This window comes from Bilophila sp. T19-St14 (assembly GCF_059728385.1).
Window position 1 is genome coordinate 1,164,142 of record NZ_BAAGFT010000001.1, and the last position, 14,901, is coordinate 1,179,042.

General features: G+C 63.5%; 12 protein-coding genes. All 12 read right to left on the reverse strand.

From position 1 onward, the window contains the following. Positions 1 to 13: 13 nt before the first annotated feature. On the reverse strand, positions 14 to 1,246 hold the full coding sequence (gene ftsA, locus AC6I1V_RS05145) for a cell division protein FtsA (protein WP_005025975.1): 1,233 nt from the start codon (positions 1,244 to 1,246) through the stop codon (positions 14 to 16). A gap of 229 nt (positions 1,247 to 1,475) precedes the next feature. Beyond that, positions 1,476 to 2,321, reverse strand: coding sequence for a cell division protein FtsQ/DivIB (locus tag AC6I1V_RS05150; protein WP_302552820.1), 846 nt, complete (start codon positions 2,319 to 2,321; stop codon positions 1,476 to 1,478). Then, positions 2,309 to 3,199, reverse strand: coding sequence for a UDP-N-acetylmuramate dehydrogenase (gene murB / locus AC6I1V_RS05155; protein WP_486853782.1), 891 nt, complete (start codon positions 3,197 to 3,199; stop codon positions 2,309 to 2,311). Before murB ends, AC6I1V_RS05150 begins: the two co-directional genes overlap by 13 nt. Before the next feature lie 50 nt (positions 3,200 to 3,249). Continuing rightward, positions 3,250 to 3,393 carry a hypothetical protein gene (locus AC6I1V_RS05160; protein WP_497736920.1) on the reverse strand — a complete coding sequence of 48 codons (144 nt, stop codon included), beginning with the start codon at positions 3,391 to 3,393 and terminating at the stop codon, positions 3,250 to 3,252. Positions 3,394 to 3,691: 298 nt separating this feature from the next. After that, the gene (gene murC, locus AC6I1V_RS05165) at positions 3,692 to 5,056 is read right to left on the reverse strand and encodes a UDP-N-acetylmuramate--L-alanine ligase (protein ID WP_302552817.1); all 1,365 of its coding nucleotides are present in this window, start codon (positions 5,054 to 5,056) and stop codon (positions 3,692 to 3,694) included. A 14-nt stretch (positions 5,057 to 5,070) separates the two neighbouring features. Beyond that, on the reverse strand, positions 5,071 to 6,147 hold the full coding sequence (murG, locus tag AC6I1V_RS05170) for an undecaprenyldiphospho-muramoylpentapeptide beta-N-acetylglucosaminyltransferase (RefSeq protein WP_486853783.1): 1,077 nt from the start codon (positions 6,145 to 6,147) through the stop codon (positions 5,071 to 5,073). Positions 6,148 to 6,159: 12 nt separating this feature from the next. Then, positions 6,160 to 7,305, reverse strand: a complete 1,146-nt coding sequence (gene ftsW / locus AC6I1V_RS05175; RefSeq protein WP_302552815.1) for a putative lipid II flippase FtsW — start codon at positions 7,303 to 7,305, stop codon at positions 6,160 to 6,162. Next, positions 7,302 to 8,636 carry a UDP-N-acetylmuramoyl-L-alanine--D-glutamate ligase gene (gene murD, locus AC6I1V_RS05180; protein WP_486853784.1) on the reverse strand — a complete coding sequence of 445 codons (1,335 nt, stop codon included), beginning with the start codon at positions 8,634 to 8,636 and terminating at the stop codon, positions 7,302 to 7,304. The genes ftsW and murD overlap by 4 nt, the downstream gene beginning before the upstream one ends. A gap of 249 nt (positions 8,637 to 8,885) precedes the next feature. Beyond that, entirely contained in the window at positions 8,886 to 9,962 is a 1,077-nt protein-coding gene (gene mraY, locus AC6I1V_RS05185) for a phospho-N-acetylmuramoyl-pentapeptide-transferase (protein ID WP_302552814.1), read from the reverse strand. Continuing rightward, positions 9,952 to 11,370 carry a UDP-N-acetylmuramoyl-tripeptide--D-alanyl-D-alanine ligase gene (locus tag AC6I1V_RS05190; protein ID WP_302552813.1) on the reverse strand — a complete coding sequence of 473 codons (1,419 nt, stop codon included), beginning with the start codon at positions 11,368 to 11,370 and terminating at the stop codon, positions 9,952 to 9,954. Before AC6I1V_RS05190 ends, mraY begins: the two co-directional genes overlap by 11 nt. Continuing rightward, complete coding sequence (locus AC6I1V_RS05195; protein ID WP_486853785.1) at positions 11,361 to 12,815, reverse strand: UDP-N-acetylmuramoyl-L-alanyl-D-glutamate--2,6-diaminopimelate ligase; 1,455 nt, start codon at positions 12,813 to 12,815, stop codon at positions 11,361 to 11,363. The genes AC6I1V_RS05190 and AC6I1V_RS05195 overlap by 10 nt, the downstream gene beginning before the upstream one ends. Continuing rightward, a complete protein-coding gene (locus tag AC6I1V_RS05200) occupies positions 12,815 to 14,899 on the reverse strand; it encodes a penicillin-binding transpeptidase domain-containing protein (protein WP_308770464.1) in 2,085 nt (694 codons plus the stop codon). Before AC6I1V_RS05200 ends, AC6I1V_RS05195 begins: the two co-directional genes overlap by 1 nt. Positions 14,900 to 14,901: the final 2 nt, after the last annotated feature.

Here is a 14,901-nt window from a genome sequence, read left to right on the forward strand (position 1 = left end):
GAGCGCCCAAGCGTCAGGAAATTTCGGAAAACCATTTCTTCATACGCGACAGGATCGAGTTGAACACATTCCCGTCGCTTCGGATACGGAATTTCTGCTCCATGCCTTCCTTCTCCGCACCGAAGCGGAGCAGGCCCATGGCCGTGGCGAACTTTGGACTGTTCACCATATCTTTGAGCCCGCCCACATTACGGGGATACCCGATGCGCGTAGGCAGGTTGAAAACTTGTTCGCCGAGCTCCTGACAGCCCTGAATGAGGGCCGTCCCGCCCGTGAGCACCACACCCGCACCAATCATGTTCTTGAGGCCGGAACGCACCAGCTCCTGATCGAGGAGCGTGAGGATTTCCTCCATGCGGGGCTCACAGATTTCCGCCAGCACCTGACGCGACAGGCGGCGAGGTTCCCGCCCGCCCACGCTGGGCACTTCGATATACTCATCCGGGCGCACCATTTCGGCAATGGCCGCACCGTGCTTGATCTTGATCTTTTCCGCCGCAGCCATGGGCGTGCGGAGGCCGAACGCGATGTCGTTGGTCAGGTTCTGCCCGCCAAGCGCCAGCACGCCCGTATGCTTGATGGAGTCGTTGGCGAAAATGGCGATGTCGCAGGTCCCGCCGCCGAGGTCGATGAGGGCCACGCCGATCTCGCGTTCCTCCTCGGTGAGCACGGCCTTGGCCGAGGCGAGGGATTCCAGCACGATGTCCGACACGTCAAGCCCGCTCTTATGGCAGGAGCGCACGATGTTCTGGGCGGAAGTGACCGCACCGGTCACGATGTGAACCTTCACTTCCAGACGCACGCCGGCCATGCCCATCGGATCGGCAATGCCGCGTTGATCATCGACGATGTATTCCTGAGGCAGAATATGGATCACCTCGCGATCCAGCGGGATGGCGACCGCCTTGGCCGCATCCAGCGCACGCTCGATGTCGCGGGGCGAGACTTCGCCGCCCTTGACGGCAATGACGCCATGACTGTTGAAGCCTTTGATGTGGCTGCCGGCGATGCCCGCATACACGGAGCGGATTTCACATCCGGCCATGAGTTCGGCTTCTTCAAGCGCCCGCTTGATGGATTGCACCGTCTGCTCGATATTGACCACGACCCCCTTCCGCAGCCCGGTGGACGGACTCGTGCCGATGCCGACAATATCCATCCCGCCGTTCTCAGAGGGTTCGCCCACCACCGCACAAATCTTGGTGGTGCCAATATCAAGGCCGACTATCAATTCAGATTTGGACATGCGCTACTCCTTGGCGCGTTTCGCAATGCATGTCGGGATATTGCGTCATCCCGATCACGCAAAATCAGACCCGAATCCATCATTTCGGGAGGCGCTGCGGCGTCACCCTGCCCGTCACTGCCGTTCCGGGCCAAAACAAGGGTGTCTATTTCCGCCCTGTTTCACAGTCTGAATACCCCGGATACAGCATATTTTCCGTAAAAAGTCTAGAAAAAACCGCTACTCGCTTTTAAACATTCTCAGGTTCCACAACCCAGACGTTGCCGTCGGCGGCCCAAACTTCCCGTGCCGTCTTCAACTCGCCGCGGCGGGCAAGATCGGAAAGAACCAAACTCAGCCGACGCAGGTTGGCGTCCCAGTCCTCAGCGGCGATGCACAGCACCAGATTCCTATTTTCAATAAAGACCTCAAAGCCCTTGGCCGCGCTCACCCGAAACAGGGAAACGCTGGCCATGTTCACAGGCAGGTGGGCGGCCTGAAACGCGCGGGAAAGCTCGTCCATCTGGGGAAGCAGCTCCTCGCCGCCGGGGAGGATCTCCAGCGTCGGCAGCGACAGGAAATTCCCCACACTCACGGGCGCGATGATCTGCCCCTTGTTGTCCGCATAGTGCAGGACGCCGTCTTTGAGCATCCAAAACGCGGGGATACGCTCCCGGATGCGGATCTCAAACGCATCCGGCAGGCGGCGCTTCACGGCCACGGACAGTACCCACGGGTTGCTGCGGAGGCCCTGCTCCACATCCGCGATGTTGACGGTCAGGCTGTTGACGCCCGATTGCAGGTTTGCGGCCTTGAGCACTTCCTCGCGCGAAAAATGGGTCGTGCCCCGGATTTCAACGCGCTTGATGGCAAAAAACTCGCTGGTCGTCGCCAGCCGGTGCAACTGAAGCCCCCCCACGCCAAGCCCGACGAGCAGCGCAGCGCCGATCCCAAGGCCAAGAGTCCAACTGAGGGCCGATTTCACATGGGCGAAAAACGATCCCCCCGAAGAAGAGGGGGCCCGCCGCTGCTGGCTGGTATAGCTGTTGCGGGCGGAACGCCTGCCGCTGCGTCTGGACGAACTCAGAATACCCACAATTTCACTTCCGTCTGCAATTGGATCCCAAACCGTTCCCATACGGCGCCCTGCGCCGACCGGATGAGCTCAAGCGCGGCGTCCGCGCTGCCCTTGCCCTCGTTGACCAGAAAATTCGCATGAAGCCCGGAAAAACACATGCCCCCAAGCCGCCTGCCCCGGAACCCGGCCTCGTCAAGCAGCCTGCCCGCCGACATCCCCTCCGGGGGGTTTTTGAAGACGCATCCCGCGCTCCATGAACGAACGGGCTGTACCCGCAGCTTGCGTTCGATATTGCCGCGCAGGGCCGTGCGGATCGCTTCCGGTTCCGCCGGGCGCAGCGCCAACACGACGCCGGAAATGGCAAACCACGGCTTCCCGCCGTCCTTCAAGCCGAAAAAGCGGTATCCGCAGCAAACATCCTCGCGCCCCAGCGTCCGAAAGCCCCGATCCGGGGAAAATACATCCACACTGCGCAGCACCGTGCCCATATCCATCCCGTGCGCCCCGGCATTCCCGGCCACCGCGCCGCCCAGGTCGCCCGGCACCCCGGCCATGCCTTCCAGCCCGGACAAACCGTGTTTCATGCACCAGACCAGCAGGCGGGGCAGCTTTACGCCCGCGCCGACCCGCACGAGCCGCAGCCCTCCTTCCTCACCGATCACGGCGGGCGCTCCGTCCATACCGCAGCGGACGAGCACAACGGGCAGCTCGCCATCGGCGGCGAGGATATTCGTCCCGCCGCCAAGCATGGCCACGCACCCCCCGATCCGATCCGCCGCCGCAGGCAGCGTTTCCAGATCCGCGGCGCTTTCAAACGTGGCGAGCGCCAGCGCCCGGCCCCCCAGGTGCAGGGAGGTCAAAGAAGCCATGCGCGGCGACGCAACGATCCGTACCATCGGTTTTCCTCTTTCCCGTTTGTTTCGCAGGAGAACGACTCTGTTGAATATTATTTTTTGCAGGGAACAAGCCCTTCCGACTGATAAAGGCCGTGTATCAGGGCACCCCCTTTTACGCCCCAGCCCTTCAGGACGGAAAGGATGCCCCCGGCGGCAAGCGGCCCGGTGACGCAAGGCACTTTCCACAGCAACACGAGGATGCCTCCGGCGGCAAGGGGCCGACTGCCCCTTGACCCCGTCCGGGGGACGAGCCGCCCCCCGGACCCCGGCAGAACCGAAAACGCCCAGATCACGGAAGCCGTGCTGAAGCACCGCAGGCCCGGACCCCGACAGTACCGGAAACGCCGCTGCATTCCCGGTTTTCATCAACAGCCTCCCCCGTGCCGTACAACGGAACTCCCGCCGCACGGCCTCCCCACCAGTCAAAGTTTTTGCGGGTGGGGGCCGGGGGAGGGAGCTTTTTGCAAAAAGCGCCCTCCCCCGATTGCCCTTCTACTCCAGCGCGAGGAAACGCGGCCCGACAGTGGTCACATTGCCCGCGCCGATGGTCAGGAAAAGATCACCGGGCTTGAGGATATCCGGCAACGCGGCAACCATCTCGTCAAAATTCTGGAAATAGCTCACGTCCGCGTCCGATACCTGCCGGATGCCCTGCGCAAGGTTCTGCCCGTTCACGCCGGGGATGGGCTTTTCCGACGCGGGATAGATTTCCGTCAGCAACAGCTTGTCCACCGTACCGAGCACATGGCAAAATTCACCGAACAGCGCCTGCGTCCGCGAAAACCGGTGCGGCTGAAACGCCACCACAACCCGGCGATCCGGGTAGGCGGTGCGGGCCGTCGCCAGCGTCGCGGCGATTTCCACGGGATGATGCCCGTAGTCGTCCACGACAAGGATGTCGTTCTTTTCGCCCTTATACTCGAAACGCCGCCCCACCCCGCCGAAACGGGCCAGCCCCTCGATGCAGAAATGCGGCGCGATGCCGGCATCCAACGCCACGCCGATGGCGGCAAGCGCGTTCAGGATGTTGTGGCGGCCCGGCTGACGCAACGCCACCTCACCAAGCTCCTCGCCCTTGATGAAGACCTTGAACCGGTTGATGACCCCGCACTCCAGCACTTCCGCCCGTATATGGTTGCCGGGGCCAAAGCCGTAGGTCACGACGGGGCGCTTCACGCGGGGCAGCAGGCGCTCCACGCCGGGGTCGTCGCCGCATACGACGTTCAGCCCGTAGAACGGAATCTGGTTCATGAAGCTGACGAACGCCTCGTCGATGGCTTCCTGATTGCCGTAGTGATCCAGGTGATCACGATCCACATTGGTCACGACGTTGATGATCGGCAGCAGGCAGAGGAACGAACCGTCGGATTCGTCGGCTTCGGCGATCAGGTACTCGCCCTGCCCCAGACGGGCGTTGGCCCCATAAGCATTGATCCGCCCCCCGATGATGACCGTCGGGTCAAGGCTGGCGGCGTCGAAAATGGCGGCGGTCAGCGACGTGGTGGAGGTCTTGCCGTGCGTCCCGGCAATGGCGATCCCGGTCCGCAGGCGCATAAGCTCCGCCAGCATCTCCGCACGGGGAATGACCGGGATCCCCTTCCGGCGGGCGGCGACCACTTCCGGGTTGTCTTCCGCCACCGCGCTGGACTTCACCAGCACGTTGACGTCGCCCACATTCCCGGCGGCGTGCCCGATATGGATATCCGCCCCAAGCGAGCGCAGGCGCTGAACCACAGGGCCGTCCGCCATGTCCGAGCCGTGCACTTCATAGCCGAGGTTCAAAAGCACTTCGGCGATGCCGCTCATGCCCGAACCGCCGATGCCGATCATATGGATTTTCGTAAACTTGGTACGCATCGTCGTTTCCTTTTTCAGCTCCGGCGGCACAGCGCAAGAACGCCCTGCGCCACCTTGGAGGCGGCATCGGGACGCGCGCAGGTATGCGCCATCTGGGACATCGTGTACAGCGTGCCGGGATCCTGCAGCAGGTTGATGAGCATCCCCCCGGCGTCCAGATGCGGGAGGTCTTTTTCCGCCACCAGCAGCGCAGCCCCCCGATCAACCATCACCTGAGCGTTGTATGTCTGATGATCGTGGGTCGCATGGGGGAAGGGCACGAGCACGGCGGGCTTTCCGGCTACGGCCAGTTCCGCCACGGACGTCGCCCCGGCCCGGCACAACACCAGATCGGCCCACTCATACGCCGCGGCCACATCCTCGATGAACGGCGTCACGCCCGAAGCGTCGACGCCGTGCGCCCGGTATCCGGCAAGCACGCGCTCCAGATCGAAGGAGCCCGTTTGATGCCGGATTTCGATCCCGGCCTTCATCAGGCGTTCCAGGCTGGCGAGGATCACGGAATTGACGGCCTTCGCCCCCTGGCTGCCGCCCATGACCAAAAGGCGGCGGGTGCCGGGATGCCCAACAGCGTTTTTCCCGGACTCCACAATAGCCTCGCGCACGGGATTGCCTGTAAGCTCGCTCTTTCTTGCGTCAAAAGCCCCGGTCACGTCCGGCAGGGACAGGAACACCCGTTTCGCCAGCTTCGCCAGCATGCGGTTGGTCAGGCCCGGCATGGCATTCTGCTCGTGCACGGCGATGGGGACGCCGGAAAGCCTGCCCGCCACCAACGACGGGAAGGAGGCATAGGCCCCGAAGCCGATCACGGCGTCGGGCCGGAAGCCCTTCACGATGGCCCCAGCCATGGACACGGCGCGGAAAAGCCCCCACAGCGCGCCCACGGAACGCAGGCCGCGCCCAAGCACGCCGCGCACGGGCAGCCCCCGGAACTCCAGCCCGGCCTGTTTCGCCAGCTTCGCCTCGGAACCGTACTGCGAACCGACGAACAACAGCTCGGCGCCTTCACGCCGCAACTGCTCCGCCACAGCCAACGCCGGAAAAATATGCCCACCGGTTCCGCCGGTGGTCAGAATGACCCGAACGCCCATATCCTTATCCTGTCACCGCGCCGTGCGGGAAAAATTCAGCAGCAAGCCGATGCACATCATACTCGCAAGCAGGCTGCTGCCGCCGTAGCTCAAAAACGGCATGGCCACCCCCTTGGGCGGAGCCATCCCCATAACCACGGCCAGATTGAGCGTAGCGCCGATGGCCAGCACCAGCGTCACGCCGAAAGCCGAAAAACGATCGCGCAGATCCGACTGCCCCATGATGATCTTGTAGCAGCGCATGAACAGCATGGCGAACAGCACCATGATCAGCGTCATGCCGAAAAAGCCGAGCTCCTCGCCCACCACCGCCATGATAAAGTCGTTGTGCGCTTCGGGCAGGTAGAACATCTTCTGGGAACTGCCGCCCATGCCCACGCCGAAGAACCCGCCGGAACCGAGCGCATACAGGGACTGCACAAGCTGATACCCCGCATTCTGGGCGTCCGCGAACGGATCGAGAAACGCCACCAGACGCCGGGCACGGTACGGCTCAAAGATGATCAGGGCCAACGCGCCCGCCAAGCCCACGCCGATGGCCATAAACAGGTAAATGAACCGTGTCCCCCCGATCAGGCACATGAAGAACAGGATCAGCGAAAGCACCACGGCCCCGCCAAAGTCCGGCTGCGCCAGCAGCAGGCAACAAAACAAGGCCGTCATGGCAAACGGCGGAATGATGCCTTTGCTGAACGTCTTCACCAGCTCCTGTTTCGTGCTCATGAAGTAGGCCAAGTAGAGGGCAAGCGCGATCTTGGCGAACTCCAGCGGCTGGATGGAGAAGAATTTCATCGAAATCCAACGCTGCGCGCCGTTGACGCGCGTACCCAGCGGGCTCAGGGTCACAAACAGCAGCATCAGCACAAACAACAGGAACGGATACTGGAATTTGTACAGGACGTGGCGCGGCACGGCCGCAAGAACCCACATCACAACCCCGCCCGCGGCGGCATAAATGAGCTGGCGCTTGAAAAAGAAATACTTGTCGCCGTTGATGCGTTCCGCCACCACGCCGCTGGCGGAGAGCACCATGAGCAGGCCGATGCACAACAGCATAAGGAACAGCGCGATCAACCCCCAGTCGTACTGTCCGGCAGGGGCGCTTTCCTGCGCCGGACGGAACCCGGACGAAGGAACACGGCGACGGGCCATCATCATGCGAGCACCTCACGGACGACGCGCTTGAAGTCTTCGCCGCGCCGCAGGTAATTGGGGTACTGGTCATAGCTGGAACACGCCGGAGCCAACAGCACCACATCGCCCTCATGGGCCAGTGCGGGCAGGCCGTCCTTGCCCGCCACCCGGCGCAGCGCCTGTTCCAAAGTGCGATCCCACGTCACGGGCAGCGTATCCCTCCACGCAGGCTCAAACCGTTCACGGCTTGCCCCGAACAGGGCCACGCACCGTGCCCGCCCTTTCAAAAGCGGGCACAGCCCCGGCAGATCCCCGCCCTTGAACTTGCCGCCCGCAAGCAGCACCACGGGCCGATCAAACGACGACAACGCCACCCGCAGGGCTTCCACGGTCGTACATTTGGAATCATTGACGTACAGCACGCCGTTGATCTCGGCGACTTTTTCCAGCCTGTGCTCCAAGGGCCGGAACGCGGCAACGGCACGGGCGGCGGCTTCCTCCGTCACGCCGAATTCGCGGCAGGCCAGCCATGCCGCTTCGGCATTGCAGCGGTTGTGCGGGCCCATGAGCTGCATATCCGGGAAACGGCCCGATTCCGTATAATGGATTTTCCGCGCCTTGATCCCGTACTTCCCGGCGAGCCCGTCCATGCCCTCCTGCAGCACCGCGAGATCCTCCCCGGTCTGGTTGGCGAACAGGCGCATCTTGGCGCTGACGTACTCGTCCATGTCCTTGTGGAAATCGAGATGGTTCTCGCTGATGTTCAGCAGAATGCCCACGCGCGGGTGCAGCGTCGAACAGGTCTGCAACTGGAAACTGGACAATTCCAGCACCACCACATCCGCCTTCTCGCCGGACAGGATATACTCCGACAGCGGCGTGCCGATATTGCCGCCCGTAAAGACCCTGAGGCCCTGCTCCTTCAACATGGCCGCGCACAAGCTGGTCGTCGTGGTCTTGCCGCTGGTTCCGGTCACGCCGATCACCGGCTCGCCGGAAAGCTGGCGCCATGCCAGCTCGGTTTCGGCCATGATCTCCGGCGGGTTGTCGTCGGGCAGAAACTTGCTGATGACCGCGGCGGCCACGCCGGGGCTCGGCACGACCAGCTTCGCATCCCGGAACTGGCCCGGCGTATGTTCGCCGCATACGATCTCCACTCCCGCGGACTCAGCCCATTCCGCGAACCCAGCCGGGACGCGCCCCACAGAGCGATCCAGCAGCCGCACCCGCGCCCCAAGCTTGTGCAGCAGTTTGGCGGCGGCCACGCCGGAAACCCCGGCCCCCACAACAACCGCGAGGTCGCCCGGTTTCACCGCCGGTGCAGGCTTCGTGGACATTTCGTTTGCAGCTTTCATTATGACTCCAGAATGATGCCTCCGGCGGCAAGAGCCGCCCCTTGATCCCGCCGGGAAAAGGCTCCCCCGGCCCCTCGGAGCCGCCGCGAACCGTTTCCGCAGAACCGGCCCACAGCGATCCGGGCGCGCCGGAACGCCCTCTCTTCACTTGATCCGGGAACAATGTTCCCTGTTTTGCCGCCAAGCGCCTTGGAAGGGCAAGGAAGCCGAAAACGGCGGCCTTCCTTCAAAGCCGATGCCTTCCCGGTGCTATCTCAACTTCAGTGCCGACAACGCGATGAGCCCAAGCATCACCGAGATGATCCAGAACCGGATGATGATTTTTGATTCTGGAATGCCTTTCATCTCATAATGATGGTGCAGCGGGGCCATGCGGAAAATGCGCTTCCCGCCCGACGCCTTGAAATAGCTCACCTGCAGGATCACGGAGAGGGTTTCCGCCACGAACAGGCCGCCCACAATGAGGAGCAGCAGTTCCTGCTTGCAAAGCACCGCAAGGAAGGCCAGCACGCCGCCGAGCCCAAGCGATCCCACGTCGCCCATGAACATCTGGGCGGGGTAGGCGTTGAACCAGAGGAAGCCAAGCCCCGCACCCGCCAGAGCGCTGCAAAATACCGCGACCTCGCCCACGCCGGAAATGTATTCAAGTTGCAGATACTGCGCGAACCGCACATGCCCCGTGATGTAGATGTACACCGAGAACACCAGCGCGGCGACGACCATCGGGCCGATGGCCAGCCCGTCGAGCCCGTCCGTCAGGTTCACCGCGTTGGACGTCCCCACCATGACCAGCATGGCAAAGGGGATATACCAATATCCGAGATCCGGGTTCAGCGTCTTGAAGAACGGAAACGCCAGCCGCGTGGAATAGGCCGGTTCCGACACCAGCAGGAGCATGGCGACCCCGGCGACCAGCATCTGGCCCGCAAATTTCGCGCGCGGGCTGAGGCCCTTGTTCTGATGGTGGGATACCTTCATGAAGTCGTCGACGAACCCCACAGCCGAAAACCCGACGAACACCAGCATGGTCATCCATATATAGGCGTTGGTCAGATCCGCCCACAACAGCACGCTCACGCTCACCGCGAACACGATGAGCAGGCCGCCCATCGTGGGGGTCCCGGCCTTGCACTGGTGCGCCTTCACTTCCTTGAGGATTTCCTGACGGCACTTGATGGCCTGCAGCCAGCGTATGAAATAGGGCCCGACGAGGATGCTCACCGCGAGCGCCGTCACAAGCGCCCACGCGGATCGGAAGGTAATGTATTTGAAAATGTTGAGGACGGAATAGTCAACACTCAACGGATACAGCAGGTTATACAGCATGAGGATCTCCCGCCTGAGCCTCCGTGAAGGCGTTGACCAGCGTTTCCAGTTTGTTTGAACGCGACCCCTTGAACAGGATCACGCCTCCGCCGCTGCCGAGATCACAGGCGGCAAGGCCCTTGAACATATCTTCGGCGGACGCCACCGGGCAGAATGCGCCCCCGTAACGTCCGGCATGCAGCCCCTCTTCAAACGCTTCCCGATGCCCGCCCTTCCAGCAAACGAGGCGGGGCCTGATGTCCGCCACAAGGCGGCCCAAATTGCGGTGCTCATCCTCGGAAAGCGAACCGAGCTCGCCCATTTCGCCGAGCACGCACACAAGGGGCCTGTCCGCGCGATCCCCGGCCATTTCAGCGGCGGCCTCCAGCATCCGCGAGAAAGACAGCGGGTTGGCGTTGTAGCTGTCGTCAATGACCAGCCAATCCCCGGCCCGCGAACAGGCAAAACGCTGTTTCGGCAGCACGGCCCCGGCGAACCCGGCGGCGATTTCCTCGGCGCCCAGCCCCAGACGGTGCGCTACGGCGGCTGCGGCAATGACGTTTTCCGCGCCGAACGCCCCACGGAACGGAGCCTCCACATCAATGGAAACCCCGTCCAGCCACAGCCGGAACAGCCCCTTGTCCTCGCCCGCCGGCACGACATAGGCCGCACGGTAGTCCACTTGGCGCCCCGCGGTGGAAAAGAAAACCAATTCCTGCCGCACGGCACGGGCTTCGCGCGCGAGATCGGGATAATCGGCGCTGATGATCGCCGTCCCGCCGGGCGCGAGGTGCGCAAGAAGCCTCGCCTTATAATGCGCCGTCCCCCGATCGCCCAGACCGGCGGCATGGCCCGGCCCCACGTTGAGGATCAAGGCAAGATCCGGCTCAAGAATGGCCCCAAGCTCGTCCATGTCATGGGGGCGGCTGATGCCCGCCTCCATGACCCAAAACGCTTCCTCGCCGGTCGCCGCCAGCATGGACAGGGGCAGGCCGATCTGGTTGTTCAGGTTCATATGGGTCTTGGCGGTAAGCCCGCGGCGGCCCAGAACCTGCGCAAGCAGTTCCTTGACCGTGGTTTTGCCCGCCGTGCCGGTAAGCCCGATCACCCGAGTCCCGCTGAGGCGTTTGCGCCAGCAGTGCGCCAGCTTCCCAAGCGCCTTGACCGTATCGTCAACGAGGATGAGCGGGACGGGCGGCACGCCGCCGAACGGATTCCGGGATGCCAGCAGCGCAGCGGCCCCGGCTTCGGCGGCCTTGCCCGCAAAATCGTGCCCGTCGAACGTTTCGCCGGGGATGCAGACGAACAGGGAGCCGGGCTTGACCGCACGGCTGTCCGTGCCCACGCCTTCCACAATGCCGCAAGGCACGGCACCCGCTACGGCGGAACCGTCCACCGCGCGGACAACCTCTTCAAAACTCAGGCGCATCCCAGAATCTCCCGGACTGTTTGCTGATCGCTGAACGGGTGTTTGACATCGCCGATCTGCTGCGTGCCCTCGTGCCCCTTGCCCGCGATAAGCAGGGCGTCGCCGGGGCGCAGGAGCTCAAGCCCCTTTTCGATGGCCCGGCGGCGATCCGGATCGGCAAAGACTTCGGCGGCCCCGGAGAGGCCGGGCATGACGTCGGCCATGATCGCCTCAGGCTCCTCGTGGCGCGGGTTGTCGGAGGTAAGCACGGCCACATCGGACAGCCTGGCTACGGCTTCACCCATGAGCGGGCGCTTGGCCCGGTCGCGGTTGCCCCCGCAGCCGAACACGGTGACGATGCGCTTGAAGCCCGCCCCGCGCAGCGCGTTGAGGACGTTGATCAGCGCGTCGGGCGTATGGGCATAGTCCACAAACACATCAAGGTTCTGCGGGTTGAGGATGCGCTCCAGACGGCCCGGCACCCCGCAGAAGGTCTCGAAACAGCGGAACGCTTCGGGATCGAGACCGAACCCAAGGGCGACGGCCTGCACGGCGAGCAGGTTTTCCGCATTGTAATTGCCCACCAGCGGCGACGTGAATTCCCATTCGCGGCCTTCAAAACTGGCATGCAAACGCAGCCCTGCGGTCGTACTGGAAAGCACCTTGCCCGCAAGGTAGCGCCTGGAAGATCCGGGGGCCGTCAGGCCAAAGCCGATGGCGTCGGGAACCATCCCCGCCAGACGGGCCCCCCACGGGTTGTCCGTGCCGATAGCCATCACGCGATCCGCGAAGGGCCTGCCGTCCTCGTCAAGGAACAGCTTGGCCTTGGCTTTGAAATACGTCTCCATATCGTGATGGTAGTCGAGGTGATCCTGCGTCAGGTTCGAGAACACGGCCCCGCCGAAGCCGACGCCCGCGACGCGGTTCTGATCCAGCGCATGCGAAGAGACTTCCATAAAGGCCATATCCACATCGGCGGCGCGCATATCGGCCAGCATGGCATGCACGTCGAGGCAGTCCGGCGTGGTCATGGGCGCGTCCTCATGGTGCCCCGGCCAACGATAGGAAACCGTGCCGAGCACGCCGGTCTTCTTCCCGGCGGAGGCGAACAGATGATCGAGCAGATAGGTCGTGGTGGTCTTGCCGTTGGTTCCGGTCACGCCGACCACGGGGAACGGGAGGGAAGCCGTCCCGTACCGGGCGCGGGCCAACAGCCCAAGGGCCTGACGGGGATCGGCACAATCGACGGCTTCCGCTTCGCCGCAGTTCCCCGCGGCCTCAGGACGGCAGACCACATACCCGGCCCCCCGCGCCACGGCGTCGGCAATGAACTGAGAACCGTCGGCACTGCTGCCGGGCAGAGCCACAAAAACACAACCGGGGGTCGCCTTGCGGGAGTCGATGCACAACTCCATCCCCTGCGCGGCCACGCGGGATTCCAGTAACGAAAGCGGATACATTCCCATTATTCCTGCTCCGAAAGCCAAAGAACGCATGACGTGGGGGCCGAATCCTTCCCCGCCCAGCGCACGCCCGGTTCCGGCGTTTGTCGTACCACTCTTGAACCATTGCCCTTGATGACGGGGACAAGCCCCTGCCGCGCAAACATTTCCACGGCCCGCCGCACGGACTGCCCCACCACGTCCGGGACCGTCCCCGAATCCCGAACCGGCAGCGCCGTCTTCCTTTTCGCCAGCTCGCTGCGGTACTCGCCGAGCACGGTCTTTTCCTTGTTCCCCCGCCGCTCCGCACGGGCGCGGGCGCGGGCCTCGGCCTTTTCCCGTGCCTTGATCTGCGCGGGGGTCAGCGCGCCGGGATCCGGCAGCGAACCATGATACGCCATGACCCGCGACGTCACGGCCTTGAACACCGGCGCCGCGATCACGCCGCCGTACCTCACTTTCGACGGTTCATCAATAAAAATGACCACGAGGTATTGCGGCTTTTCGGCGGGAACAAGCCCTACGAACGACGCGGTGCGCTCCCCGCCGTACTTGCCGCGAAACGCCTTCTGCGCCGTTCCGGTCTTCCCCGCCACGGACACGCCGGGGATGGCGGCGCGCCTGCCCGTGCCCTCATCGACGACCTCGCGCATCATGGAAAGCACTTCCCGTGCGGTGTTCCTGGAAAAAATACGCTGCTCCCCCCCGCCCACGTCATCGTTGAGGACGATCCGCAGGGGTTTATACACCCCTTCATTGGCAAGCGTCAGATACCCCTGCGCCATCTGGAGCACCGTGACCGCAAGGCTCTGCCCGAACGAGGACGAGATGAGGTCGGCCTCGCTCCATTCGCGCGCCGGGCGCAGGATGCCGCGGCTCTCGGCGAGCTGGATGTTCGTGCGTTCCCCGAAGCCAAGCCGGGAAAGATACCGCTGATACTTGACCGCGCCAAGCTCCAGCCCGATTTTGCCGCAGCCGATGTTGCTTGAGTTGGCAAGGATCTTCGCCACGCTCTGGATATTCTCTTTCGGGCGGCTGTCGTCCCGGATGGTAATGTACCGGCTTTTCCACAGCCCGTTTTCGCAATCGAACGTCGTGTCGCGGGTAACGACCCCTTCCTGAAGCGCCGACGCTATCAAAAACGGCTTGAACGTAGACCCCGGCTCCAGCGCGTCCTGCGCCAGACGGTTGCGGTACTCGCTCGGACGGTACTGGTTATAGGAATTGGGATTGAAGAACGGGGCCTGCGCCCAGGCGAGGATATCGCCGGCGGCCACATCCACCACGAGCACGCCGCCCCATTTCGCGCCGAACTCCGTGACGGCCTTGGAAATTTCCTCCTCGGCGATGGACTGCACCTGCAAATCGAGGGTCAGGTGCACATCCTCGGCGGGCTGCGCCTCGTAATTGCTGTCCACGTAGAACTCACGGCCCGATGCGTCGCGCCGCACGGCCTGACGCACGGAAAGGCCGCCGAGCTGATCGTCAAAGGAACGCTCGACGCCTTCAAGCCCCTTGCCGTCCATGCCGACAAAGCCGAGCAACTGCCCCGCCACCTGACGGTAAGGGTAAATGCGCTCAAACTCGCGGGACAGCTCGACGCCCGTGAGATCCGCCTGCCGGATGGCCTCGGCCGTGGCATCGTCCACGCGGCGGGCAAGCCAGACAAAGCTGCGCTTCTTTTCCAGCAGGGGCCTGATCTGATCGGCCGGACGCCCGAGTATCCCGGCCAGCGTCGCCGCCGTAGCCTGAATGTCCGTGATGATGCTCGGATTTGCATATACGGAACAGCACTCCACGCTGCGGGCAAGGATATGGCCGTTGCGATCGGTGATCATGCCGCGGGGCATAGCCACGGTTTCGGCGGCCATATGCTGCCGCCGCGCGCGCTCGGCCAGAAAGGGGCCTTCCCAAAGCTGGACATATCCGGCCCGGATCCACAGCGCGCCCCACACCACGAAAAAAAGCACCGCCACCGTACGGAACCGGACGTTGTTCCAGTCGACGGACGCAAACCATGCGCGAAGCCCGCCTTCCGAACGGCGTCGGTTGACGGCCTGCGAAGAAGATTGCCGAGTCGTGCGCTTGCGCGCGCCCAAATATGCCATAG

What these genes read in the sequence shown, in the direction of transcription:
- murC (WP_302552817.1), bottom strand. Translation starts at nt 5,056, where the DNA reads ATGCGTACCAAGTTTACGAAAATCCATATGATCGGCATCGGCGGTTCG.
- AC6I1V_RS05195 (WP_486853785.1), bottom strand. Translation starts at nt 12,815, where the DNA reads ATGGGAATGTATCCGCTTTCGTTACTGGAATCCCGCGTGGCCGCGCAG.
- ftsA (WP_005025975.1), bottom strand. Translation starts at nt 1,246, where the DNA reads ATGTCCAAATCTGAATTGATAGTCGGCCTTGATATTGGCACCACCAAG.
- ftsW (WP_302552815.1), bottom strand. Translation starts at nt 7,305, where the DNA reads ATGATGATGGCCCGTCGCCGTGTTCCTTCGTCCGGGTTCCGTCCGGCG.
- murD (WP_486853784.1), bottom strand. Translation starts at nt 8,636, where the DNA reads ATGAAAGCTGCAAACGAAATGTCCACGAAGCCTGCACCGGCGGTGAAA.
- AC6I1V_RS05200 (WP_308770464.1), bottom strand. Translation starts at nt 14,899, where the DNA reads ATGGCATATTTGGGCGCGCGCAAGCGCACGACTCGGCAATCTTCTTCG.
- AC6I1V_RS05190 (WP_302552813.1), bottom strand. Translation starts at nt 11,370, where the DNA reads ATGCGCCTGAGTTTTGAAGAGGTTGTCCGCGCGGTGGACGGTTCCGCC.
- murB (WP_486853782.1), bottom strand. Translation starts at nt 3,199, where the DNA reads ATGGTACGGATCGTTGCGTCGCCGCGCATGGCTTCTTTGACCTCCCTG.
- mraY (WP_302552814.1), bottom strand. Translation starts at nt 9,962, where the DNA reads ATGCTGTATAACCTGCTGTATCCGTTGAGTGTTGACTATTCCGTCCTC.
- murG (WP_486853783.1), bottom strand. Translation starts at nt 6,147, where the DNA reads ATGGGCGTTCGGGTCATTCTGACCACCGGCGGAACCGGTGGGCATATT.